Origin of the sequence: Rhodococcus sp. As11 (assembly GCF_048957735.1) — a bacterium.
In the GTDB taxonomy this organism is placed as follows: domain Bacteria; phylum Actinomycetota; class Actinomycetes; order Mycobacteriales; family Mycobacteriaceae; genus Rhodococcus; species Rhodococcus gordoniae.
In genome coordinates this window covers 180,254-202,131 of the sequence record NZ_JARDJE010000008.1, presented here as the reverse complement: position 1 = coordinate 202,131, position 21,878 = coordinate 180,254, and the positions used below count along the sequence as shown (strand labels likewise).

The following is a 21,878-nucleotide window of genomic DNA, read 5'->3' as shown; positions in this document are numbered from 1 at the left end:
TCGTGTCCGCGCCCCGCCCGATCCGCACGGTGTTGATCGACAACTACGATTCGTTCACCTACAACCTCTACGACCTGATCACCCGCGTCAACGGCGTCCCGCCGCGGGTGATCACCAACGACCGCGGCTGGGACGAGCTCGTCGCCGAACCGTTCGACAACATCGTGATCTCCCCCGGCCCGGGCCGACCCGACCGGGCGCGGGACTTCGGGATCAGCGCCCGCGCCCTCACCGACGCGGGGGTGCCACTGCTCGGGGTGTGCCTCGGCCATCAGGGACTGTGCCAGTTGTTCGGCAGCGCCGTGGTCACCGCCCCCGAACCGGTGCACGGCCGCACCAGCCCGATCCTGCACGACGGCACCGGTCTGTTCGCCGGCCTGCCCTCCCCGTTCGAGGCGGTGCGCTACCACTCGCTGATCGCCGACCCGGTCCCCGCCGACCTCGCCGCCACCGCCCGGACCCCGGACGGTCTGCTCATGGCCGTCGCGCACCGGCACCGCCCGTTGTGGGGGGTGCAGTTCCATCCCGAATCGATCGGCACCGCCCACGGCGCGCAACTGCTCGCCAACTTCCGCGACGCCACCCCACCGCGCAGCCCGATCACCGTCACCGCCCCCACCGCCCCGGAACCGGCACCCGAACCGGTCCCGCGGTATGTGCTCGCCAGCCGCCGCCTGCCGCTGCACCCCGACCCGTCCGCCGTCTACGAGGCGGTCTTCGCCCCCGGGCCGCACGGTTTCTGGCTCGACGGCAGCGCCGCCCTCGACCCGCAGTCGCGGTTCACCGTCCTCGGCAACGGCGCCGGACCTCGCGCCGACTATCTGACCTACCGGGTCGGTGAGGGCCTCGTGCGCGAACACCGCCCCGACGGCACCGTCGAGGAACACCACCGCACCGTCTTCGACCACCTGGCCGCCCGGCTCGCGCAGCGCCGCGTCGCCCCCCGCGACGACCTGCCGTTCGGGTTCGCGCTCGGCTACGTCGGCTATCTCGGCTACGAACTCAAGGCCGACACCGGGGGCCAACTCGTGCACACCTCCCCCTACGCCGACGCCGCGCTGGTGTTCGCCGACCGGGCGGTGGTCGTCGACCACGACGGGCGCTGCTGCTATCTGCTGGCCCTGACCGACGACGCCGACGATCCCGCGACCGGCGCCTGGTTCGACGCGACCGCCGCGATCCTGGCGGCCCTGCCCGAACCCGCCGCCGAGCAGACCCCGGTGCCGCTGGTCGGCGCGGACGGCGGCCCGCAGCTGCGGCTGCGGCACTCCCCGCAGCGGTATCTCGATCTGATCGCCCAGTGCCAGAACGAGATCCGCAGCGGCGAGACCTACGAGGTGTGTCTGACGAACACCGTCACCGTCGACGGTGGCATCGACCCGCTCGGCACCTACCGGGTGCTGCGGCGGATCAGCCCCACCCCCTACAGCGCGCTGCTCGACTTCCCCGAGGTGGCGGTGCTCAGCGCCTCCCCGGAACGCTTCCTGCGGATCGACGCCGACGGCACCGTCGAATCGAAACCGATCAAGGGCACCCGCCCGCGCGGCCGCACCCCCGGTGAGGACGCGGCGCTGCGGGAGGGCCTGCAGGCCAGCGAGAAGGACCGCTCCGAGAACCTGATGATCGTCGATCTGGTGCGCAACGACCTGTCGCGGGTGTGCGTGCCCGGCTCGGTGCACGTGCCGGCGCTGTTCGCGGTGGAAACCTATGCGGCGGTGCACCAGCTGGTGTCCACGGTGCGCGGCACCCTGCGACCGGACGTCTCCGCGGTGGACTGTGTGCGCGCCGCCTTCCCCGGCGGCTCGATGACCGGCGCCCCGAAGCTGCGCACCATGGAGATCATCGACAAGCTCGAGGACGGCCCGCGCGGGGTGTACTCCGGGGCCATCGGCTATCTGTCGCCGACCGGCGCCGCCGACCTGTCGGTGGTCATCCGCACCCTCGTCGCCACCGCCCACGAGGTCACCTTCGGGATCGGCGGGGCGATCGTGGCGCTGTCCGATCCGGACGACGAACTCGACGAGACCCTCGTCAAGTCCGTGGTGATGCGCCGCTGCCTCGCCGCGGCCCGCGACACCGCCCCGACCGACGGGGCCGGTGCGACCGGCTCCACGGACACGGCCGGTCTCGTCGACGGGCCGCCGGTGCTGCCGGGGCGGGCCGGGCCGTGACCACCACCACCGGCCGGGTGGTCGTCGCCGGCGGATGCGGCGCCGTCGGCGCCCTGCTCACCGCCGTGCTGCGCGCGGCCGGCCGGGAGGTGCTCGTCGTCGACCCGGCCGCCGACCCGACCACCCCGGGGATGCTGCGCGCCGACCTGACCGCCCCCGACACCGCCCTCGCCGGCGCCCTCGGCGACGCCGCCCTCGTGGTCCTGGCCGTCCCCGACGTGATCGCCGGTGCCGCCCTGCCGGTGCTGGCGCGGCTGCTGCCCCCGCACACCCTGCTGGTGGAGACCCTGTCGGTGAAGACCCCGATCGCCGCGGCGCTGCACACCTACCGGCCGGGCGCACCCGCGCTGGGCATCAACCCGATGTTCGCCCCGGATCTCGGTCTGCCGGGCCGGCCGGTGCTGACGGTGCGCCACCACGACGCCCCGGCCGCGGACGAGTTCGTGACGGCGCTGCGCGCCCGGGGCGCCACCGTGGTGGAGACCACCGCGGACGAGCACGACCGCATCACCGCCGCCGTGCAGGTGCTCACCCACGCCGCGATCCTCGCCTTCGGGATCGCCCTCGACCGGCTCGACGTGCCGGGCGTCGCCGCGCGGGTCGCCGCACCCCCGCACACCGTGCTGCGGGCGCTGCTCGCGCGCATCACCGGCGGCACCGCCGAGGTCTACCACGACATCCAGCGCACCAACCCGTATGCCGACACCGCCCGTCGCGCGCTCGCCGAGGCGGTCGCCGACCTCGACGCCGCCACCGACGCGCTGCCCGACTTCGCGGCGCTGCTCGACCGGGCCCACACCGCGCTGGGCGACGGGCACCCCGCCGCCGCGGAGTTGTGCGCGCAGCTGTTCGCGACGCTGCCGCGGGATCCGGGGGCGGTGTCCTCCCGCGAGGAAAGGAGCCGGACGTGACCGAGTCCGACACCCCGGGCGGGCAGCTGCGCGCGCCGGAACTTCCGCCGCACGATCCGTCCGATCCGGCCGAGAGCGCGGTGATCACCGGACTGGTCCGGTCCTGGCCGCGCCGCGCCGCGGTGAAGAAAACCGAGGTGGACCTCGACGCGCTGTTCGACCCGCACCGCGCCGACTTCCCCGAACAGATGCTGCCCTTCGCCGAGCATCGGCGCTATCTGGCGCTGGACGAGGCGCAGCGGGCGCGGCTGCGGGCGTGGGCGTGGATCGCCTACAACAAGAGCGTCGTCGACATCGAGCAGCACGTCGTCAATCCGGGCTTCGGGTTGATCACCGACGACGTGTTCGGCTTCGGCCCGTCCGACAGGGTGGTCACCGGGGTGCTGCAGGCGATGGTCGACGAGCAGTACCACACCCTCATGCATCAGCAGGCCAACGCGCTGACCCGCCGCCGTCGCGGCTGGGCGTTACCGGAATCGGTGCTGCCGCTGTGCCCCACGGTGCGGGAGCACCGGGCCGCGGTCGCCCGGGCGGAGGATCCGCGGGCGGCGGCGCTGGTGCAGCTGGCGTTCACCACCGTCGCGGAAACCTCGATCAGCGCCTATCTGGCGTTGCTCACCACCGACCCGCAGGTGCAGCCGGTGAACCGTGCGACGGTGGCGGTGCACCGCCGCGACGAGCTGTGCCACGCCTCCCTCGCCGGGGGCCTGCTCACCGCGGTGCTCACCGAACTCGACGACGCCGATCGGGTGCGGTTGCTCGACGCGCTCGGCGCGGCGGTCGCGGCGTTCACCGGCGCCGACACCTCCACCTGGGCGGCGATCATCGCGCACGAGAACATCCCCGGCGGCGAGGAACTCGTCGCCGACACCATCGCGGTGAGCGAGGGCCGGCCGGTGGTGCAGGACTGCACCGCCATCCGCCGGTTGTGCGCGGCCCTGGGGCTCGGGGAGGAACTCGACGCCCGCTGGCCGTGGCCGCGCAGCGCCTGACGCATCAGCCGCGCAGCGCAGAGAGCATCACCGGCCGAGCAGTGCCCGCAGCCGCGCGAGGCGGCTGCGCAATCCCCACACGGTGACCCGCACGAGGGCCTCCTGCACGATGTTGCCGTTCATCTTCGACTCGCCGATCTCCCGTTCGGTGAACGTGATGGGCACCTCGGCGACGGTGAACCCGGCCTGCAGGGTGCGCCACGCCAGATCGACCTGGAAGCAGTAGCCGTGCGAGGCGATCGCGTCGAGGTCGAGCTTCTCGAGCACCTCCCGGCGGTAGGCGCGGTAGCCGCCGGTGATGTCCTGGATCGACACCCCGAGCGCGAGCCGCGAGTAGATGTTGCCGCCGCGGGAGAGCACCTCGCGGTGCCACGGCCAGTTCACCACCGTGCCGCCGGGCACGTACCGGGAGCCGAGCACCAGATCGGCGCCGGCGTCGACCTGCTCGAGCAGCAGGTGCAGCTGTTCGGGGGCGTGGCTGCCGTCGGCGTCCATCTCCACGAGCACCGTGTAGTCGTGCTCGAGCCCCCACCGGAAACCGGCGATGTAGGCGGCGCCGAGCCCGTTCTTCTCGGTGCGGTGCAGCACCGCGATGCGCTCGTCGGCGGCGGCGAGGTCGTCGGCGAGGTCACCGGTGCCGTCGGGGCTGCCGTCGTCGACGACCAGGACGTGGGTGTGCGGCAGCGCGGCGTGCAGCCGGGTGATGATCCGACCGAGGTTCTCCCGCTCGTTGTAGGTCGGAATGATCACCAGGGTGCGGGCGCTGGGTGCGCTGTCGTTCCCGGCCGGCGTCGCCGCTGCCATCAGAGGTCCTCCTTGTCGAACCGGCCACCGGCCGGTGCTCCTGCTGCGCCGGTGCTGGTGCGAGCTGCCGCACCGGCCTTCTCCCGCCGCCCCCGCACCACGGCGAGACCGGCGGCGACCACGGCCGCGGCGCAGAGCACGAGCTCCGGCGCCACTCCGAGCCGACTAGCCAGCGTAACGTCTGCCCGCACGGGCACCTGCGCCACCAGGGCATCGGGCACGAACAGGGATGTGCTCTGCTGCACCCGGCCGTCCGGGTCGACGATCGCGCTGACCCCGCTGGTCGCCGCGACCACCACGGCCCGGCCGTGCTCGACGGCCCGCAGCCGCGACATCGCCAGCTGCTGGTAGGTCATCTCGGTGTCGCCGAAGGTGGCGTTGTTCGTCGGCACCGCCAACAGTTGTGCCCCGGCGGTGATCGAGTCGCGGAACGCCCGGTCGAAGGCCACCTCGTAGCAGGTCGCCACCCCGATATCGAGGCCCGCCGCGGTGACGGTGCCGTCCCCGTGGCCGGGCACGAAGTGGCCGGCGCGGTCGGCGTACTCGGAGAACAACCGGAAGAACGAACGCCACGGCAGATATTCCCCGAACGGTTGGATGATCTTCTTGTCGTGCTGCTCCCCCGGCCCGGTCTGCGCGTCCCACACGATCACCGAATTGGTGGTGGTGCCGTCCCCGTTGACCAGCACCGCCCCGACAAGGATCGGCGCGTCGATCGCCGCGGCCGCGGCGGTGATGTCGCGGGCGGCGTCCGCGTTGCGCAGCGGGTCGATGTCCGAGGCGTTCTCCGGCCAGATCACCACGTCCGGGGCCGGGGCCCGCCCGGCGGCGACATCGGCGGCGAGTTCGAGGGTGCGGGCGACGTGATTGTCGAGCACCGCCTTGCGTTGGGCGTTGAAATCCAGACCGAGGCGCGGCACGCTGCCCTGGATCGCCGCGACCGTCACCGTCGACGATTCCTCGGTGGTGGTGCGCACCAGCGGCCACGCCGCCGCGGCGAGCACCGGACCGAGCAGGGTCACCGCGACCGGCACCGTCCAGACCCGCCCGGAGCGGGGTCGGCGGTAGGCGGTGAGGACGAGGGCGGCGAGCCCGGCGCCGGTCGTGGCCACCGCGAACGACACCAGCGGGGCGCCGCCGACGACGGCGAGGGAGACGAACCCGCCGTCGGGTTGCCCGAACGCCAGCCGCCCCCACGGGAAGCCGCCGAACGGGACGCTCGACCGCAACCATTCGGTCAGGCTCCACGCCGCCGCGATCCACAACGGCGCGACCGGCAGCGACCGCAGGTGCACCACCAGCGCGCCGAACAGGCCGACGAAGACTGCCTCGGCGGCGGCGAGCGCCAACCACGGCAACGGGCCGACATACACCCCGATCCAGGGCAGCAGCGGCACCAGGAAACCGAGGCCGGCGAGATAGCCGTAGCCGAACCCCGCGCGCCGCCGCATCGGCACTGCAGTCAACACACCGACCAGGAGCGCGATCCCTGCGGGGGCGAGGAACCACAGCGGACGCGGCGGGAACGACGCGAACAGCAACAGTCCCGCGACGACGGCGAGCAGCGCGCGCAGCGCCACCATCGCGAAGGGCCGGCCGGTCACCGCGCGTACACGATCCGGCCGCGGTGCACACTGCGCACCAGCACCGGATCGGCGGTGCCCGGGCCGAGATCCGGCAGCGGCGCCACCCGCGACCGCGGATCCGTCGACCAGCGCTGCACCGAATCCTTCGGGGCGGCGACCACCAACTCGCCCACCTCCCAGATCGCATACGACGCCGGCGCACCCGGCTCGAGGGTGCCGGCCAGACCGTCGCGCACACCCCCGGCCCGCCACGCCCCGCGGGTCGCGGCGGCGAACGCCGCCCGCGGCGAGATGCCGCTGCCGGCGGTGCGATGGTGCACCGCCGCCCGCAGCATCGGCCACGGCCGCGGCGCCGTCACCGGCGCATCGGAGCCGAACGCCAACGACAGTCCGGTCGCGGCCAGCGGCGCGAACGCGTTCAGCGCCGCCGCACGTTCGGCGCCGAGCCGGGCCGCGTACATCCCGTCCGGTCCGCCCCACAGCGCGTCGAAGCCCGGCTGCATGCTCGCGATCACCCCGTACCGCGCCAACACCTCCGCCTGCGCGACCGTCAGCGACTCGACGTGCTCGAGCCGATGGCCACGCGCGGCGAGCGCCGGTCCGCCGACCTCCGCGGCGACCGCCTCGAATGCCGCCACCGCGGCGGTGGTCGCGGCATCACCGATGACGTGGAAACCGGCCTGGATGCCCGCCGACGTGCACGCGCGCACATGCGCGGTCAGCTCGTCCTCGGTCAGATAGGTGGTGCCGCAGCAGCCCGGCAGGTCGTCGTAGGGGCGGGCCAGCGCGGCGGTGTGCGAGCCGATCGACCCGTCGACGAACAGGTCCCCGCCGAGCGCGTCGGCGCCGGTGGCGGCGAGCAGCTCCGCGGCCTCCTCGCCGGTGCGCACCGCGTGCCCCCAGTAGCCGCGCACCTGCACCGGATGGTCGGTGCCGAGCAGTTCGGTGAAGTCGTCGAGCCCGGAGATGTCGGGGCCGGCGCATTCGTGCACCGCGACGTAGCCGTGCGCGGCGAAATCGTCGAGGGCCGCCAGCCGGGCGCGGGCGCGTTGCGCTGCGGTCAGTCCGCGGCGGGCGGCGCCGCGCACCGCGTGGTGCGCCGCGGCGGTCAGCGGTTGCTGCGGATCGAACCCGGCCAGCTCGTCGAGGGGTTCGGCGGCGGCCCGCAACGCGCTCGACGCCGCCGCCGAATGCGCATCGATGCGGCCGAGGTAGACGAGCCGGGCGGGGGCGGCGGCATCGAGGTCGGCGGTGGTCGGCGGGGTGGGGTCGGGCCAGCGGGTCTCGTCCCAGCCGTGCCCCCAGATCACCGCGTCGTCGTGCGCGTCGGCGTGCGCGCGGACCCGGCGCAACGCGTCGGCGCGGTCGGTGGCGTCGGTCAGGTCCAGACCGGTCAGGGCCAGGCCGTGGCTGGTGGTGTGCACGTGGGTGTCGACGAAACCGGGGGCGACGAACGCGCCGTGCAGGTCGACGATCTCGGCGTCCGGGTGCAGGGCGCGGCCGGGCCGGTCCTGCCCGACCCACACGATGGTGCCGTCGGTGACGGCCATCGCGGTGGCATCGGGGGCACCGGCGCTGTAGATGCGGCCGCCGACGAGAAGCTGGGTGTGCGGTGCAGGGCTCACGGGTGCCCAGTCTGCCCGTTACCGCTCCTCGCGGCGGCGCGGGGTCTCCACGATCTCCCCGTCGAGCACGGTGCCGCGGTCGTCGACCTGCTCGGGCGCGGCCGTGCCACCGGTCAGGCGCGGGGCGGCGCCGACGACGCTGTGATCGACGACCTGCCCGTCGACCACCACCAGCCGCTGCGCGGTGAACCCGGTGGTGCGGGCCCGCCGCGCGACCAGCGTGCGCACCAGCGGGCGCAGCGCGGCGCGGGTGGGCAGCAACAGCACGATCCCGAGCACGGTGCCGACGATGCCGGGGATCAGCACCAGCGCGGCGCCGGCGCCGATGAGCACACCGTCGGTGAGCACCCGTTCCGGGGAACTCGCGTGCGGCACCCGGCCTGCGCGCAGCTCGCCGAGGCTGCGCAGCGCCCGGCGACCCAGCGCGGCGAGCACGAGATAACCGGCGGCGCTGACACCGAGGAAGATCAGCACGGTGGCCAGCGCCCCGAGGGTGGAGCCGAGCCAGGCCAGCACCGCGATCTCCGCCACGACGTAGAGCACGAACAACAACGGGTACACGGCGGGGCTTCCTTCCGTCGGCGACTTCTGTCCGGTCAACGAACGACCGGCCCGTTTTGCTCCCGGCACCCGGCGACCGGATGCGGACCGTGATCGAATGGCGGCCATGACGGCAGGTGACTGGGCGGTGCTGATGACCGCCGCGACGGCCGCCGGCTGGGTGGACGCGGTGGTCGGCGGCGGCGGGCTGATCCTGCTGCCCGCCCTGTTCCTCGTCGCCCCGCAGTTGACGCCGCAGGCGGCGCTGGCGACGAACAAGCTCACCGCGATCTGCGGGACCGGCGCCGCGGTGCTGACCTTCGCGCGGCGCATCCCGCTGCGCTGGTCGCTGCTCGGCCCGGCCGCGCTCGTCGCGGCGCTGGCCGCGGCGGCCGGGGCGGCGGCGGTCTCGCTCATCGACCGGGAGGTGTTCATCCCGATCGTGATGGTGGTGCTCGTCGCGGTGGCGGTGTTCGTCACCACCCGCCCGAAACTCGGGGCCGGCGGCACCCGCCGCCCGTCCACGCTGCGGCTGGTCACCGTGGTGGTGACGGCCGCGGCGGTGATCGGCTTCTACGACGGCATCCTCGGGCCGGGCACCGGCACCTTCTTCATCATCGTGTTCGCGGCGATGCTCGGCAGCGAGTTCGTCACCTCGGCGGCGATGGCGAAGGTGCTCAATTTCGGCTCGAATCTGGGGGCGCTGGTGCTGTTCGCTCTCGGCGGGCATGTGTGGTGGACGCTCGGGTTGGCGATGGCGGTGTGCAATGTGGCCGGCTCGGTGCTCGGTTCCCGGATGGCGCTCGCGCGCGGCGCCGGCTTCGTGCGGGTGGTGCTGCTGGTCGTGGTGGTGGCCATGGTGATCCGGCTCGGCATCGAACAGTTCGGCTGAGCCGCCCCGCGGGGTGATCGGTGCGGCACCCCCGGCGCGGTGCGTACCGGCGATAGGGTGGGCGGGTGAGCGCGGTGGACGACGATTTCCTGGCCCTTCCGTTGCAGGCGGCCGCCGACGCGGCGCTGACGGTGGCGCGGGCGGCGGGCGCGAGTCACGCCGATGTGCGGGTACATCGACTGCGGACCTGGACGAGCACCCTGCGCGACGGCGCCCTGCAGGCCGCGGTGGACGACACCGACTGCGGGGTGGCGGTGCGGGTGCTGCTCGACGGCACCTGGGGGTTCGCGTCGCATCCGGTGCCCGGCCCGGACGGCGCCGCCGACGCCGCGGCCCGCGCGGTGGCCGTGGCCCGCACCCTGCGCGCGTTGAATCGTGATCCGGTGCGGTGGGCCGACGAACCGGTGCACCGCGACGCGGTGTGGGTCTCGCCGTACGAGATCGATCCGTTCACCGTCCCCGCCGCCGAGCGCATCGCGGTGCTCGAGGACTATTCGCGGCGACTGCAGGACGCTACCGGGGTCGACCACGTCGGCGCCCATGTGACGCTGGTCAAGGAACAGAGTTTCTACGCCGATCTCGCCGGGTCGACGATCACCCAGCAGCGGGTGCGGATCCACCCCGACCTCGAGGCGACCCGCGTCGACCGCGCGGCCGGCACCTTCGAGTCGCTGCGTACCCTGGCCCCGCCGACCGGCCGCGGCTGGGAGTACCTCGCCTCCGACCGGTGGTGGGACTGGAGCAGTGAGCTCGCCGAGCTGCCCGAGCAACTCGCCGAGAAGGCGCAGGCCCCGTCGGTGACCGCCGGCCGCACCGATCTGGTGATCGACCCGACGAATCTGTGGTTGACCATCCACGAATCGGTCGGGCACGCCACCGAATACGACCGGGCCATCGGCTACGAGGCCGCCTACGCCGGCACCTCCTTCGCCACCCCCGACCTGCTCGGCAGCCTGCGCTACGGCAGCGCCGCCATGCACGTCACCGCCGACCGCACCGAACCGCACGGGCTGGCCACCGTCGGCTACGACGACGACGGGGTCGCCGCCCAGTCCTGGGATCTGGTGCGCGACGGAGTGCTCGTCGGCTACCAGCTCGACCGGGCGTTCGCGCCCAAGCTCGGGGTGGCCCGCTCGAACGGCTGCGCCTACGCCGACTCGGCGCATCACGTGCCGATCCAGCGGATGGCGAACGTATCGCTGCAACCCGATCCGACGGTCGACCGCAGCACCGCCGATCTGATCGCCGGGGTCGACGACGGGCTGTACGTCGTCGGCGATCGCAGCTGGTCGATCGACATGCAGCGGCACAACTTCCAGTTCACCGGGCAACGTTTCTACCGGATCCGCGGCGGGCGGCTCGCCGGGCAGGTCCGCGATGTGGCCTATCAGGCGTCGACCACCGAGTTCTGGGGTGCGCTCGAGGCGGTCGGCGGTGCGTCGACCTGGCGGCTCGGCGGAGCGATGAACTGCGGCAAGGCGCAACCCGGGCAGGTCGCCGCGGTCTCGCACGGCTGCCCGTCGGTGCTGGTGCGCGGCGTGAACGTGCTCAACACGGTGCAGGAAGGTGGCCGATGATCCCCGGAGACCGACTCGTCGAGACCGCCCTGGCGGCCTCCCCCGCCGACGAGACCCTCGTGATCGTCACCGACGGCGCCGAGGCGTCGCTGCGGTGGGCGGGCAACTCGATGACCACCAACGGGTCCGCGCGCGCCCGCAGCGCCACCATCGTCGCGATCCGCCGCACCCCCGGCGGGGCGCACTGCGGGGTGGTCACCGCCGCGATCGTCGACGCCGACGACATCGCGCCGGTGGTCGCCGCGGCATGGGCCGCGGCGCAGCAGGCCCCGGCCGCGCCCGATGCGATGCCGCTGCTCGACGGCGACGACACCGACTCGCACTGGGACGATCCGGCCGTCGGCACCGACGTCGAGGTCTTCGCCCCGCTCCTCGACGGGCTCACCGCCGGCTTCGACGACACCGACGCCCTGTACGGGTTCGCGCACCACCAGTCCACGACCCTGTGGCTGGGCACCTCCACCGGGGTGCGGCGCCGCTGGGTGCAGCGCGACGGGTCGCTCGAGATCAACGGCAAACGCGGCGGCCCGACCGGGGCGAGCGCGTGGGTCGGGGCGGGCACCGTCGACTTCACCGACATCGCCATGGATCCGCTGCGCGCCGAACTGGCGCGGCGGCTGGACTGGGCCGGCACCCGCGTCGACCTGCCCGCCGGCCGGTACGAGACGGTGCTGCCGCCGTCGGTGGTCGCCGATCTGCTGATCCCGCTGCTGTGGTCGCTCGACGGGCGCGGCGCCGCGGAGGGCCGCTCGGTGTGGGCGGGGCCCGGCGGCACCCGCCTCGGCGAGCAGATCGCGGCGCTGCCGGTGACGTTGACCTCCGATCCGGCCGCGCCCGGACTCGGCTGTCCGCCGTTCGTGGTGGCCACCGCCTCCACCGACAGCGTCTCGGTGTTCGACACCGGCATGAGCGCCGGGCGGGTCGACTGGCTCCGCGACGGCGCCCTGCACGCCCTTGCGTATCCGCGGGCCACCGCCGCCGAATTCGGGGCCGTCCCTACCGCGCCGGGGGAGAATCTGCTGCTCACCGGTGGTGGCACCGCCGATGTGGACGACATGATCGCCCGCACCGAACGCGGCCTGCTGCTGACCACCGTGTGGTACCTGCGGGAGGTGGATCCGGCGGTGCTGCTGCTGACCGGCCTGACCCGCGACGGGGTGTATCTGATCGAGGACGGGCAGGTGCGGGCGGCGGTGAACAACTTCCGGTTCAACGAGTCTCCGGTGGATCTGCTCGGCCGCGCCACCGAGATCGGCGCCACCGAACGCACCCTGCCCCGGGAATGGAAGGACTGGTTCACCCGCACCGCGATGCCGCCGATGCGCATCCCCGACTTCCACATGTCCTCGGTCAGCGCCGCCCACTGACCTCCGGTCCGGTCGGTGACGTCCATCGACCGGACCGGTAGGGGCTCAGAGCAGGTCGGTGAGTTCCTTGCCGATCTCCTCGGGGGTGACCGTCGGCTCGAAGCGGCGCACCACCGCGCCCTGCGGGTCGACGAGGAACTTGGTGAAGTTCCACTTCACCTCGTCGGTGCCGATCGCCTCGGGGCGGGTCTTGCTCACGTGCTCGAACAGGAAACCGTGCTGCGGCCCGAAATCACCGGGAGCCTCGGCGCGCAGGTGCCGGTAGAGCGGGTGCGCATCGTCGCCATTGACATCGCCCTTCGCGAACACCGGGAAGGTGACGTCGAAGTTCACGCGGCAGAACTCCTGGATCTCGCTGTCACTACCCGGTTCCTGACCACCGAACTGGTTGCACGGGAACGCGAGGATCTGCAGGCCGCGCTCGCCCAGCTCGCGGTGCAGCGCCTCGAGGGCCTCGTACTGCGGGGTCAGGCCGCACTTGCTGGCGACGTTGACGATCAGCAGATGCCGGCCGGCGAAGCGGGCGAGATCCTCGCTGCCGCCGTCGGCGGTGGCCACGGTGTACTCGTGCACGGACATGCGCTCTCCTGAACTGGGTTCGATCGGCTCGGCCCCGCAGGTGAGGCCGAGATCACCACGGACCCTACGGGATCGGACGACCCGGGCGGGGCTGCCGGTGCGGGGTCAGTCCAAGTCGCGGACGTGCCGGGCGGGGCTGCCCAGATGCAGCGTGTGTGGGGCACAGTCCTTCGTCACCAGCGAGTTCGCGCCGATCACCACACCGGTGCCGATGCTCACGCCCGGCATGATCACCGCACCGGAGCCGATCCACGCGCCGTCGCCGATGGTCACCGGCTCCCCCGTCAGCGTCGACGCGCGCTGTTCGGCGGTGCCCATGCGGTGGCTGCTGGTGAGCACCCGCACGTGGTCGCCGAGGAACACCCGCTGCCCGAGGGTGATGTCGGCGACCGTGTCGAAATAGCAGCCGTGGTTGACGAACGAGCCCGCGCCGAGGGTGAGCCGGCCGAGGCCCTGCACCACCACGCCGGTGTGGATCAGGCTCGGCGGTGCGGCGTCGACACCGGCGCGGCGCAACCACTTCCAGCGACTCGAACCGGAGATCAGCGGGTTGCTCGCGAGCGCCACCGCGATCGCCTGGGACCGGTAGGTGTGAGAGCGCGCCACGACGTCTACCGGCCTGCCGTGTCGTCGGCGGGATCGAGCGCACACGCCAACCCGACGGTGCCGGTGCGGCCACGACGCACCACGCTCGCGCCGACGATGATCCGGCCGAGCAGCCCGTACTTGCGGGCGATCACCGACCGGGCGTGCGCCGAGCCGTCGGCGTCGAGCACCTCCCCGGTGCCGGGTACGGCCGCCGACTTCGGGTTGCCGCGCGCGTCGCAGATCGCCAGGGACACCCGCGGATCGCGGCGCAGTCGCCGCACCTTGTAGGCGTCGGCGACCGTCCACACCAGCAGCCGGTTCCCGTCGGGCGCCGCCCACACCGGGGTGCCCACGGCGCTGCCGTCCTTGCGGTAGGTCGTCAGCAGCACGAACGTGGCGGCGGCGAGGTCCGCGAATGTCGGGGTCGTCGAATCGGGCATGGATCCCACCCTACAAACCGCACGGTCCACCGGCACCGCGCGTCCCGCGTCCGGCGCGTTCTACCCTGGCGGGCATGGCCGATACCGCTGTGGACGTGCACCTGCCCGCCGGGCACCTGACCTCTCCGCAGATACAGGTGCTCGCCGAGCTCGCCCACACCCACGGCGGCGGCGAACTGCATCTGACCGCCCACGCCCAGCTGCAGGTGCGCGGCGACCCTGCCGCCATCGCCGCAGCTCTCGCTTCCGCCGGTCTGACCGTCGACGTGCCCACCCGCGCACGGCTTCTCGTCTCCCCGCTCAGCGGCCGTATCGGCGGGCACCGCGACCTGCGCGAGCTCACCGCCACCGTGGGGGCACGGGTCGTCGAGCAGCCGGTGCCGGCCGGCACGGTGGTCGGGCTCGACGACGGCACCGGCGACATCGTCGCCCTCGCCCCCACCGTCGCGGTCCTCGCCCGCCCCGACGGCCGGTTCGCGGTGATCCGCGACGGCGCCGACACCGGGGTGCGCGTCGACCCCGCCGACGCCGCCGACGCGCTGCTCGGCCCACCGACCGGCCCCACCGGTGATCCGGAGCCGGTCCCGGCGGGGCCGCGGCCACCGATCGGCTGGCTCGACCAGCCCGACGGGGCCGTCACCCTCGCCGGCGGCCTGCCCGGTGGGATCCTCCCCGCCCGTCTCGCGGAGTTCCTTGCCGCCGTCGACCGTCCGGTGATCGTCACCCCGTGGCGGTCGGTGCTGCTGTGCGATCTGGACGAGTGGACCGCCGAGCAGGTGGTGCGGGTGCTCGCCCCCATGGGATTGGTGTTCGACGCCGACTCCCCGCACCTGCGCTGACCAGCCCCGCACGGCGGACTTCGCGAACCGGACCGGTGCCACCGAACCCCCGCGCAGCGGCCGCATCCCCACCTACCGTGAAGCCATGACCGGTGCGACGGGGGAAACCGACACCTACGACGTGATCGTGCTCGGCGCCGGCCCGGCCGGGGAGAACGCCGCCCGGTACGCCATCGCCGGCAGCGACCGCACCGCGGTGCTCGTCGAACACGAACTCGTCGGCGGTGAATGCTCCTACTGGGCGTGCATGCCCAGCAAAGCGCTGCTGCGCCCCACCCAGGTGCTCGCCACCGCCCGCAACATGCCCGGCGTCGCCGACAAGATCAGCGCCCACGGCGTCGAGGTACCGGCCGTGCTGGCCCGCCGCGACAGCTTCACCCACCATCGCGACGACAGCTCGCAAGTGCACTGGGCGGAGAGCGCCGGCATCGCCGTCGTGCGCGGCCACGGCCGCCTCGACGGCGAACGCACCGTCACCGTCTCCGGTGCCGACGGGGAGCGGCGCCTGCAGGCCCGGCACGCCGTCGTCCTCGCCACCGGCACCGTCCCGTCGATCCCGGACCTGCCCGGCCTGCGCGATGCGCTGCCGTGGACCTCCCGGGACGCGACGAACCTGCTCGAGGTCCCCCGCCGGGTGCTGGTCGTCGGCGGCGGGGTCGTTGCCTGTGAAACCGCCACTTGGCTGCGGCAACTCGGCGCCGAGGAACTCACCGTCGCGGTGCGCGGCGACCGGCTGCTGCCGCGCGTCGAGCCGTTCGCCGCCGAACGCGTCGCCGACCGCATGGCCCACAAGGGCCTGAATGTGCGGTACCGCACCGAGATCCGCTCGGTGCAGCGCTCCGACGTCAAGGACACCGGCGTCGGCCGCATCCACGGCGGCCCCGCCACCGTCGAACTGTCCGACGCCAGCACCGTCGAGGTCGACGAGATCGTCGTCGCCGCCGGCCGCCGGCCCACCCTCGACGGGCTCGGTCTCGACACTGTGGGTCTGTCCGACGGGAAGGTGAGCGTCGCCGACGATCTGACCGTCGACGGGGTGGGCGGGCAGTGGCTCTACGCGGTCGGGGACATCGCCGGTCGCGCCGCGCTGACCCACATGGGCAAATACCAGGCGCGGGTGTGCGGGGACGTCATCGCCGCCCGCGCCGAGAACCGCCCCACCGACGGACCCCGGTTCCGGGCGAGCGCCGACCACGGGCAGATCCCGCAGGTGATCTTCACCGTCCCGGAGATCGCCGCGGTCGGCCGCACCGCCGACCAGGCCCGCGCCGACGGATTCGACGTCGAGGTCCTCGAGGCCGACCTCGATGTCGCCGGCGCCGCGCTGGCCCGCGACGACTACGCCGGGCACGCCGCGCTCGTCGTCGACCGGGCCACCGACACGCTCGTCGGCGCGACCTTCGTCGGCCAGGAGGTCGCCGAACTCGTCCACGCCGCCACCATCGCCCTGGTCGGGCAGGTGTCGCTGGACATCCTGTGGCATGCGGTGCCGTCCTACCCCACCATCAGCGAAATCTGGCTGCGGCTGCTCGAATCCCGCCGCAGCTGAGCGGGCAGGTTGGGTCGATCGAGCACCTCGCCGGGTGTGGGGGCCGTAGCCGACGGCAAAGCGTGCAGGTTCGTCCTCGAGACCGACCCGGTCCACCAGGATGCGTTGCACCGCCGTGCCGTCTCAGAACCTCGGTTCGCCCTCCGCAGTGGATCAACGCACCAGTTCAGGGTGTTCACAAGGTGGTCTCGGAACAACACGGTCGCGGGCGTGCATCGTGATCTTCAGCGGCGCAACGCTGCGGCGGAGATCGGTAGGCCCGCTGCGGCGAGGCGGTCGCATACGTCGGCCGGTGTACCGGGCGGGTTGCGCCACGCCGCGGCAAGCACATGCCGGTCGTCCTCATCGGGCAGCCTCAACGCCGGAATGAGCACCTCGTACCCGGTGACCACACAGTCCGGCACCGCTCGGTTCATCAGCTCCCGCAGCCTGGCCAGGGTGTCGGTGGGGATGTCCGGTCGGTCGGCAGCGAGATTGCGGAACGTCTCGTCGAGAATCCGCTCGCTCCACCGTGCATGCACCAAACCGGTCTGGGCCAGGCGGATAAGGACGTCCCGCAGCACATTCGGGTACAGCACGTTCGCGTCGTAGAGGACGATGAAGGTCACGTCAGTAGAGTCCGAGGTCCTCGGACAGCGCGGCCAGCTCGTCCGCCGCCCCGCGCGCATCCCGCTGCTGGGTACGCCGGTACTCGAGAAGTGACGATGCCAGGAGCCGGCGGTGCCGGCCCACGAGCCGGTAGCGGATGAGACCTCGGTCGAGGAGTTTGATCACGTGCGGGCGCGAGACGTTGAGCAGCTCGGCTGCCTGTTGGGTAGTCAGCTCGGCATGGGCGGGAACGACAGTCACTCCCTGGCCGGCAGCCATGTTGGCCAAGACGTCTTTGATCAGTTCCAGGGCCGCGCTCGGCAGATGCACGGACTCGGTTGTCCCCGCGACGGTGACGTCGACCGTGTCGGGACCGGGTTTGACGTCCCGCAGAGCGTTCAGTGCCTGTCGTGCCTGCTCCTGCTCCATGGCACTGGGACGTTCGATCGCGGACATCGCCCACCTCCTCCGAATGAAATATAGGCAGCAAACGAAACAAACGCAAAATCGGTCGGTTTCGAACCGTGAGTTTGTCGCGGCGGAAGTAGGCACTCGACCATGTCCTGGGGTAGACGGCCGTCCGACCGTCCTGCATGTCGGTCTCGTACAGCTGATCCGACCAGCACTTCGGTCGCCTCATGGATGGAATCCTGATCGGGCCCGGCTCGATGCAGCGCCGCGGGCCAAGATCTACCAGCGCAACGCTCGGGCCCGGGTCCCCGACGACCGGATCTGTGCCGACAAGGGCTGTACCGCCCGGCAATCGACAACAGCCCGTCTGCGCGAAGGCGACTCGGTCGACTCCGAATCGCGATCAGTCGGGCATGACCTACATTCCGGGATCAAGCCCCGGGTCGGCCACAGTTCATCGAACTCGTCTTCGAGCCACTCATTTCATGTCCCGAGCTCTCTACGCTACTGCTGGGCACGGAGCCGTCCTTGTCCGACGGCGCCGTGGCGAGTTACGGCAGGTGTCATCGCGGCATCCGCCGCCAGATCGCGCGCGGCAACAGTCGCATCCCGAAAAACACCGGCCGCAGCACCGCCGGCACCCACACCTCCCCGCGCCCGCGGTGCAGCGCCCGCACCGTCGCCTCCGCGACCTGCGGTGGCGTGCTCGACAGCGGTGCCGGGCTCATCCCCTCCGTCATCCGGCCGATCACGAAACCGGGGCGCACCAGCAGCAGCGACACCCCGCTGCCGTGCAGGGCATCCGCCAGACCGGACGCGAAGCCGTCGAGGCCGGCCTTCGCGGAGCCGTAGACGTAGTTGGCGCGACGCACCCGCCATCCGGCGACGGAGGAGAACACCACCAGCCGCCCCGAGCCCCGGGCGCGCAGCCGCTGCGCCAGTTCGGTGAGCAACGCGACCTGCGCCAGATAGTCGGTGTGCACGATCGACACGGCATGGGCCGCATCGGTTTCCGCGCGGGCCTGCTCGCCGAGGATGCCGAAGGCCAGCACCGCCACATCGATCGGTCCGAAGGCGGCGATGCGGTCGAGCACCGCCGGATGGGTGTCGAGGGCGTCGGCGTCGAACTCGACCGTCTGCACCGCCGTCGCGCCCGCCGCCCGCACGGCGGCGCACTCGTCGGCCAGGTCGTCGGCGCGACGCGCGGCCAGGATCACGGTGCGGCCCGGGGCGAGCCGGGTGGCGACCTCGACGCCGATCTCGCTGCGACCCCCGAAGATGACGACGGTTCCCTGCGCGGTGTGGTTCATGCGGCCAGTGTCCCGGGTCGCCCTGCGGGGCGCGGTGGCGGGTCTCAGCCCGGCAGCACCGTCAATCCGTGCGGGCGCAGATTCATCGACTCGCAGCCGTCCTCGGTGACGACGACGATGTCCTCGATCCGCGCACCCCACTCGCCGCGGAAGTAGATGCCCGGCTCGATGCTGAACGCCATGCCGGGCTGCAGGATGTCGTCGTTGCCGGAGACGATGTACGGCTCCTCGTGCACCGACAGGCCGATGCCGTGCCCGGTGCGGTGCACGAACACCTCCCCGTAGCCGGCGGCGGCGAGCAGGTTTCGGGCGGCGGCGTCGACGTCCTCGGCCCGCACCCCGGGACGCACCGCGTCGACGGCGGTCTGCTGCGCCTTCTCGAGCACCGCGATCTTCGTCGCGATCTCCGGGGCGGGCTCGCCGATGCTGTAGGTGCGGGTCGAATCCGAGTAGTAGCCCGGTTCGACGGGACCACCGATGTCGACGACGACGATGTCGCCGGAGTCGATGACCCGGTCGGACACCTCGTGGTGCGGGTCGGCGCCGTGCGGGCCGGAACCGACGATGACGAACGCCGCCGCGGTATGCCCCTCCTCGACGATCGCCGCGGTGATGTCCGCGGCCACCTCGGCTTCGGTGCGCCCGGCACGCAACCATTCACCCATGCGGGCGTGCACCCGGTCGATGGCGGCACCGGCGCGGCGCAACGCCTCGACCTCGTCGGCGTCCTTGACCATCCGCAGCTGCCGGATCACCGACGTCGCGAGCGCCGGCGTGGTGCCGAACCGGGCGGTCAGCGGCACCAGATGCAGCGCCGGCATCGCCTCGGCCACCGCGAACCCCCCGGCGGCCGCGACGAGTTCGCGCACCAGCGCGTAGGGGTCCTGACCGTCCACCCAGTCCCGCACCGGCAGCTCCAGCTCCCCGATGGCGGAGTCGTGCAGCGACGCCAGTTCCAGGCGCGGCACCACCACGGTGGCGCCGGAGCCGTCGGTGGGGATCACCAGGCAGGTCAGGCGTTCGAACGACTCGGCGCGCGAACCGGTGAGATACCGCAGGTCCGGTCCGGGGGTGATGAGCAGCGCGTCGAAACCGGCGGCGGCACCGAGTTCGGCGGCGCGGGCCAGGCGGGCCGCGTAACGGTCGGCGGGGAATCGGGTGGCGGCAGTGGTCATGCATCCGAGCCTAGTGGCCGCAGCCGGATGGCTGGCAGGATGTGGTCCGTGACCGCACCGGAGAACCCCACGCCCGCACCGGACCCCACGTTGATGCTGCTCGACGGCGCGAGCCTGTGGTTCCGGGCCTTCCACGCCATCCCGGAGAAGGTCACCGCCCCCGACGGCAGCCCGGTCAACGCGGTGCGCGGCTTCGTGGACATGGTGGCCTCGCTGATCCGCACCCACCGCCCCACCCGGCTGGTGGTGTGCCTGGATCTGGACTGGCGCCCGGCCTTCCGGGTCGCGGCGATCCCGAGCTACAAGGCGCACCGGGTCGCTGCCGGGTCCGACGGCACCGTCGAGGAGGTCCCGCCGGCGCTGCTGCCGCAGGTGCCGGTGATCCTCGAGGTGCTCGCCGCCGCCGGCATCGCCACCGGCGGGGCGGCCGGATTCGAGGCCGACGACGTGCTCGGCACCCTCGCCGCCCGCGAAACCACCGACCGGGTGATCGTGGTCAGCGGCGACCGCGACCTGCTGCAGGTGGTCACCGACAGCCCGGTGCCGGTGCGGGTGCTCTACGCCGGGCGCGGCCTGGCCAAGGCCGAACTGTTCGATCCGGCGCTGGTCGCCGAACGCTACGGGGTGCCCGCCGAGCGGGCCGGCGCCGCCTACGCCGAACTCGCGGCGCTGCGCGGCGACCCCTCGGACGGGTTGCCCGGCGTCAAGGGGGTCGGCGAGAAGACCGCCGCGTCGCTGCTGCAACAGTACGGCTCGCTCGAGGCGGTGCGGGCCGCGGCACTCGACGAGTCGACGTCGCTGGCGAAGGGCATGCGGGTGAAACTCGCCGCGGCCGCCGACTATCTGGATGCGGCGCTGCCGGTGGTGCGGGTGGCCACCGACGCCGACGTGGACCTGTCCCGCTCGGACGTGTTGCCGGCGGCACCGGCCGATCCGGAGCAGCTCACCGCGCTGGCGCAGCGGTGGGGTCTGGAGCGGCCGGTGTCCGCGCTGGTCGCGGCGCTGGCCGACCGCTGACCGGTCTCGGTCAGTTGGGGCGGCCGACCTCGTAGGTGCCGTTGTCGTCGGTGACGGTGACGGTGACCTCCCGGAACTGGCCGTCCACGGTGACCGCGCAGGTGAAGCTGTGCCCGGCCTCGACCTTCTGATCGCTCGGGCACTGCACGTCGCCGACCTGCCCGGCCCCGTACGACTCGGTGAGCACCTTCGCGATGCCGGCCTGGGTGGATTCGGTGTCGAGGACCTTGCCGCCGAACATGGTGGCGGCGAGGATCCCGACGATGGCGAGCACCACCACGAGCCCGACGCCGCCGAGGATCCACGGCAGCTTCGACTTCCCGTTCGGCGGGGGTGCGCCGCCGGGCTGCTGCCAGGCGTTCGCCGGCGCACCCCAGGGCTGCGCGCCGCCGGGCTGCTGCCCACCCCAGCCGGGTGCGGGCTGCACCGGTTGACCGGGTGCTCCCCATGGTCGTGCTCCCGGCTGCTGCCCCCACCCCGGTGCCTGCTGGCCCGGCGCCTGTCGATCCCAGCCGGGGGTGGGTTGTTGCGGGGCCGGACCCCAACCCTGCTGCGGCGCCCCGGCCGGGGCACCCCACGGGTTCTGGTGCCCGGGAGTCTGCTGCCCGGTGGGTGGCGCCCACCCGGGCTGCGGGGCAGTCCCGCCCGCACCGGCTCCGGCATCGGGTTGCCACGGCGACTGCCCGCCGGGCGCCTGCCCCCACCCGGCGCCGCTGCCCTGCCCCCACTGCTGTCGGCCGGCGGGCGGCGCCCACGGCGACCCGGGCTGCTCACCGCCCCCGGACGTCGGGTTCGGTGCCCACGGATCCGTCGATTCCGGTGGCCTCTGCCCCGGCGAGTCCTGCGGTTCGTTCGGCCCGGTCATCGTCGTCTCCACTCACCCTTCCGTTGTGTGCCCATACGGTAGCGTCCACCCG

At 72.9% G+C, this 21,878-nt stretch carries 21 protein-coding genes; 9 read left to right on the top strand and 12 right to left on the bottom strand.

Translation table 11 applies throughout. The annotated features are described in order from the left end of the window. Nucleotides 1–2 precede the first annotated feature (2 nt). Genes pabB through PV766_RS13400 form a run of 3 tightly spaced genes read left to right on the top strand, consistent with a single transcriptional unit; the run spans nucleotide 3 to nucleotide 4,074 of the window. Nucleotides 3–2,171 (top strand): aminodeoxychorismate synthase component I, encoded by a 2,169-nt coding sequence (gene pabB / locus PV766_RS13410; RefSeq protein ID WP_371053787.1) that lies wholly within the window; start codon nucleotides 3–5, stop codon nucleotides 2,169–2,171. Then, nucleotides 2,168–3,082, top strand: a complete 915-nt coding sequence (locus tag PV766_RS13405; RefSeq protein ID WP_421097202.1) for a prephenate dehydrogenase dimerization domain-containing protein — start codon at nucleotides 2,168–2,170, stop codon at nucleotides 3,080–3,082. The genes pabB and PV766_RS13405 overlap by 4 nt, the downstream gene beginning before the upstream one ends. Beyond that, nucleotides 3,079–4,074, top strand: a complete 996-nt coding sequence (locus PV766_RS13400) for an AurF N-oxygenase family protein (RefSeq protein WP_255161101.1) — start codon at nucleotides 3,079–3,081, stop codon at nucleotides 4,072–4,074. Before PV766_RS13405 ends, PV766_RS13400 begins: the two co-directional genes overlap by 4 nt. Before the next feature lie 27 nt (nucleotides 4,075–4,101). On the opposite strand, the gene PV766_RS13395 is transcribed toward PV766_RS13400, so the two are convergent. From PV766_RS13395 to PV766_RS13380, 4 genes are read right to left on the bottom strand one after another with little or no spacing between them, the layout of a single operon-like run. After that, nucleotides 4,102–4,878, bottom strand: a complete 777-nt coding sequence (locus PV766_RS13395; RefSeq protein ID WP_064065494.1) for a polyprenol monophosphomannose synthase — start codon at nucleotides 4,876–4,878, stop codon at nucleotides 4,102–4,104. Then, entirely contained in the window at nucleotides 4,878–6,461 is a 1,584-nt protein-coding gene (gene lnt / locus PV766_RS13390; protein WP_255162905.1) for an apolipoprotein N-acyltransferase, read from the bottom strand. Before lnt ends, PV766_RS13395 begins: the two co-directional genes overlap by 1 nt. Nucleotides 6,462–6,478: 17 nt before the next feature. Then, on the bottom strand, nucleotides 6,479–8,089 hold the full coding sequence (locus PV766_RS13385) for an amidohydrolase (RefSeq protein ID WP_242496732.1): 1,611 nt from the start codon (nucleotides 8,087–8,089) through the stop codon (nucleotides 6,479–6,481). 18 nt (nucleotides 8,090–8,107) lie between these two features. Next, a complete protein-coding gene (locus PV766_RS13380) occupies nucleotides 8,108–8,650 on the bottom strand; it encodes an FxsA family protein (protein WP_255161100.1) in 543 nt (180 codons plus the stop codon). 106 nt (nucleotides 8,651–8,756) lie between these two features. Between PV766_RS13380 and PV766_RS13375 the strand changes: the two genes are divergently transcribed. The 3 genes from PV766_RS13375 (at nucleotide 8,757) to PV766_RS13365 (ending at nucleotide 12,465) form a co-directional block, all read left to right on the top strand. Then, nucleotides 8,757–9,521 carry a TSUP family transporter gene (locus tag PV766_RS13375; RefSeq protein ID WP_064065500.1) on the top strand — a complete coding sequence of 255 codons (765 nt, stop codon included), beginning with the start codon at nucleotides 8,757–8,759 and terminating at the stop codon, nucleotides 9,519–9,521. 65 nt (nucleotides 9,522–9,586) lie between these two features. Beyond that, nucleotides 9,587–11,098 carry a TldD/PmbA family protein gene (locus tag PV766_RS13370; protein WP_064065501.1) on the top strand — a complete coding sequence of 504 codons (1,512 nt, stop codon included), beginning with the start codon at nucleotides 9,587–9,589 and terminating at the stop codon, nucleotides 11,096–11,098. Then, a complete protein-coding gene (locus PV766_RS13365; RefSeq protein ID WP_255161098.1) occupies nucleotides 11,095–12,465 on the top strand; it encodes a metallopeptidase TldD-related protein in 1,371 nt (456 codons plus the stop codon). Before PV766_RS13370 ends, PV766_RS13365 begins: the two co-directional genes overlap by 4 nt. 45 nt (nucleotides 12,466–12,510) lie before the next feature. Here PV766_RS13365 and PV766_RS13360 read toward each other — a convergent pair whose 3' ends face one another. The 3 genes from PV766_RS13360 to PV766_RS13350 all read right to left on the bottom strand — a co-directional run bounded on the left by PV766_RS13360 (nucleotide 12,511) and on the right by PV766_RS13350 (nucleotide 14,072). Further along, complete coding sequence (locus PV766_RS13360) at nucleotides 12,511–13,044, bottom strand: glutathione peroxidase (protein ID WP_129976866.1); 534 nt, start codon at nucleotides 13,042–13,044, stop codon at nucleotides 12,511–12,513. Nucleotides 13,045–13,149: 105 nt separating this feature from the next. After that, nucleotides 13,150–13,650, bottom strand: a complete 501-nt coding sequence (locus PV766_RS13355) for an acyltransferase (protein WP_129976865.1) — start codon at nucleotides 13,648–13,650, stop codon at nucleotides 13,150–13,152. A 5-nt stretch (nucleotides 13,651–13,655) separates the two neighbouring features. Beyond that, complete coding sequence (locus PV766_RS13350) at nucleotides 13,656–14,072, bottom strand: PPOX class F420-dependent oxidoreductase (protein WP_129976864.1); 417 nt, start codon at nucleotides 14,070–14,072, stop codon at nucleotides 13,656–13,658. A gap of 74 nt (nucleotides 14,073–14,146) precedes the next feature. Here PV766_RS13350 and PV766_RS13345 point away from each other — a divergent pair, with 74 nt between their 5' ends. Beyond that, on the top strand, nucleotides 14,147–14,911 hold the full coding sequence (locus PV766_RS13345; protein ID WP_129976863.1) for a precorrin-3B synthase: 765 nt from the start codon (nucleotides 14,147–14,149) through the stop codon (nucleotides 14,909–14,911). An 85-nt stretch (nucleotides 14,912–14,996) separates the two neighbouring features. Beyond that, nucleotides 14,997–16,460 carry a dihydrolipoyl dehydrogenase family protein gene (locus tag PV766_RS13340; protein WP_421097201.1) on the top strand — a complete coding sequence of 488 codons (1,464 nt, stop codon included), beginning with the start codon at nucleotides 14,997–14,999 and terminating at the stop codon, nucleotides 16,458–16,460. A 224-nt stretch (nucleotides 16,461–16,684) separates the two neighbouring features. Here PV766_RS13340 and PV766_RS13335 read toward each other — a convergent pair whose 3' ends face one another. The 4 genes from PV766_RS13335 to PV766_RS13320 form a co-directional block, all read right to left on the bottom strand. Then, complete coding sequence (locus tag PV766_RS13335; RefSeq protein ID WP_421097200.1) at nucleotides 16,685–17,068, bottom strand: PIN domain-containing protein; 384 nt, start codon at nucleotides 17,066–17,068, stop codon at nucleotides 16,685–16,687. 1 nt (nucleotide 17,069) lies between these two features. Then, complete coding sequence (locus PV766_RS13330; protein ID WP_421097199.1) at nucleotides 17,070–17,504, bottom strand: helix-turn-helix domain-containing protein; 435 nt, start codon at nucleotides 17,502–17,504, stop codon at nucleotides 17,070–17,072. 518 nt (nucleotides 17,505–18,022) lie between these two features. Next, entirely contained in the window at nucleotides 18,023–18,769 is a 747-nt protein-coding gene (locus PV766_RS13325) for an SDR family NAD(P)-dependent oxidoreductase (RefSeq protein WP_421097198.1), read from the bottom strand. Between the two features lie 44 nt (nucleotides 18,770–18,813). Continuing rightward, nucleotides 18,814–19,944 carry a M24 family metallopeptidase gene (locus tag PV766_RS13320; RefSeq protein ID WP_255161090.1) on the bottom strand — a complete coding sequence of 377 codons (1,131 nt, stop codon included), beginning with the start codon at nucleotides 19,942–19,944 and terminating at the stop codon, nucleotides 18,814–18,816. A gap of 39 nt (nucleotides 19,945–19,983) precedes the next feature. On the opposite strand from PV766_RS13320, the gene PV766_RS13315 reads away from it, so the two are divergent. Then, nucleotides 19,984–20,961, top strand: coding sequence for a 5'-3' exonuclease (locus tag PV766_RS13315; protein ID WP_255161089.1), 978 nt, complete (start codon nucleotides 19,984–19,986; stop codon nucleotides 20,959–20,961). 10 nt (nucleotides 20,962–20,971) lie between these two features. Here PV766_RS13315 and PV766_RS13310 read toward each other — a convergent pair whose 3' ends face one another. After that, nucleotides 20,972–21,826: a DUF4333 domain-containing protein gene (locus PV766_RS13310; protein WP_242496731.1), complete on the bottom strand. Its 855-nt coding sequence runs from the start codon at nucleotides 21,824–21,826 to the stop codon at nucleotides 20,972–20,974. Nucleotides 21,827–21,878: the final 52 nt, after the last annotated feature.

Bases quoted from the DNA above. Each gene is read 5' to 3' on its own strand.
- PV766_RS13395 (WP_064065494.1), bottom strand. From the start codon at position 4,878: ATGGCAGCGGCGACGCCGGCCGGGAACGACAGCGCACCCAGCGCCCGC.
- lnt (WP_255162905.1), bottom strand. From the start codon at position 6,461: ATGGTGGCGCTGCGCGCGCTGCTCGCCGTCGTCGCGGGACTGTTGCTG.
- PV766_RS13375 (WP_064065500.1), top strand. From the start codon at position 8,757: ATGACGGCAGGTGACTGGGCGGTGCTGATGACCGCCGCGACGGCCGCC.
- PV766_RS13365 (WP_255161098.1), top strand. From the start codon at position 11,095: ATGATCCCCGGAGACCGACTCGTCGAGACCGCCCTGGCGGCCTCCCCC.
- PV766_RS13360 (WP_129976866.1), bottom strand. From the start codon at position 13,044: ATGTCCGTGCACGAGTACACCGTGGCCACCGCCGACGGCGGCAGCGAG.
- PV766_RS13350 (WP_129976864.1), bottom strand. From the start codon at position 14,072: ATGCCCGATTCGACGACCCCGACATTCGCGGACCTCGCCGCCGCCACG.
- PV766_RS13345 (WP_129976863.1), top strand. From the start codon at position 14,147: ATGGCCGATACCGCTGTGGACGTGCACCTGCCCGCCGGGCACCTGACC.
- PV766_RS13340 (WP_421097201.1), top strand. From the start codon at position 14,997: ATGACCGGTGCGACGGGGGAAACCGACACCTACGACGTGATCGTGCTC.
- PV766_RS13330 (WP_421097199.1), bottom strand. From the start codon at position 17,504: ATGTCCGCGATCGAACGTCCCAGTGCCATGGAGCAGGAGCAGGCACGA.
- PV766_RS13325 (WP_421097198.1), bottom strand. From the start codon at position 18,769: ATGAACCACACCGCGCAGGGAACCGTCGTCATCTTCGGGGGTCGCAGC.
- PV766_RS13320 (WP_255161090.1), bottom strand. From the start codon at position 19,944: ATGACCACTGCCGCCACCCGATTCCCCGCCGACCGTTACGCGGCCCGC.
- PV766_RS13315 (WP_255161089.1), top strand. From the start codon at position 19,984: ATGTGGTCCGTGACCGCACCGGAGAACCCCACGCCCGCACCGGACCCC.
- PV766_RS13310 (WP_242496731.1), bottom strand. From the start codon at position 21,826: ATGACCGGGCCGAACGAACCGCAGGACTCGCCGGGGCAGAGGCCACCG.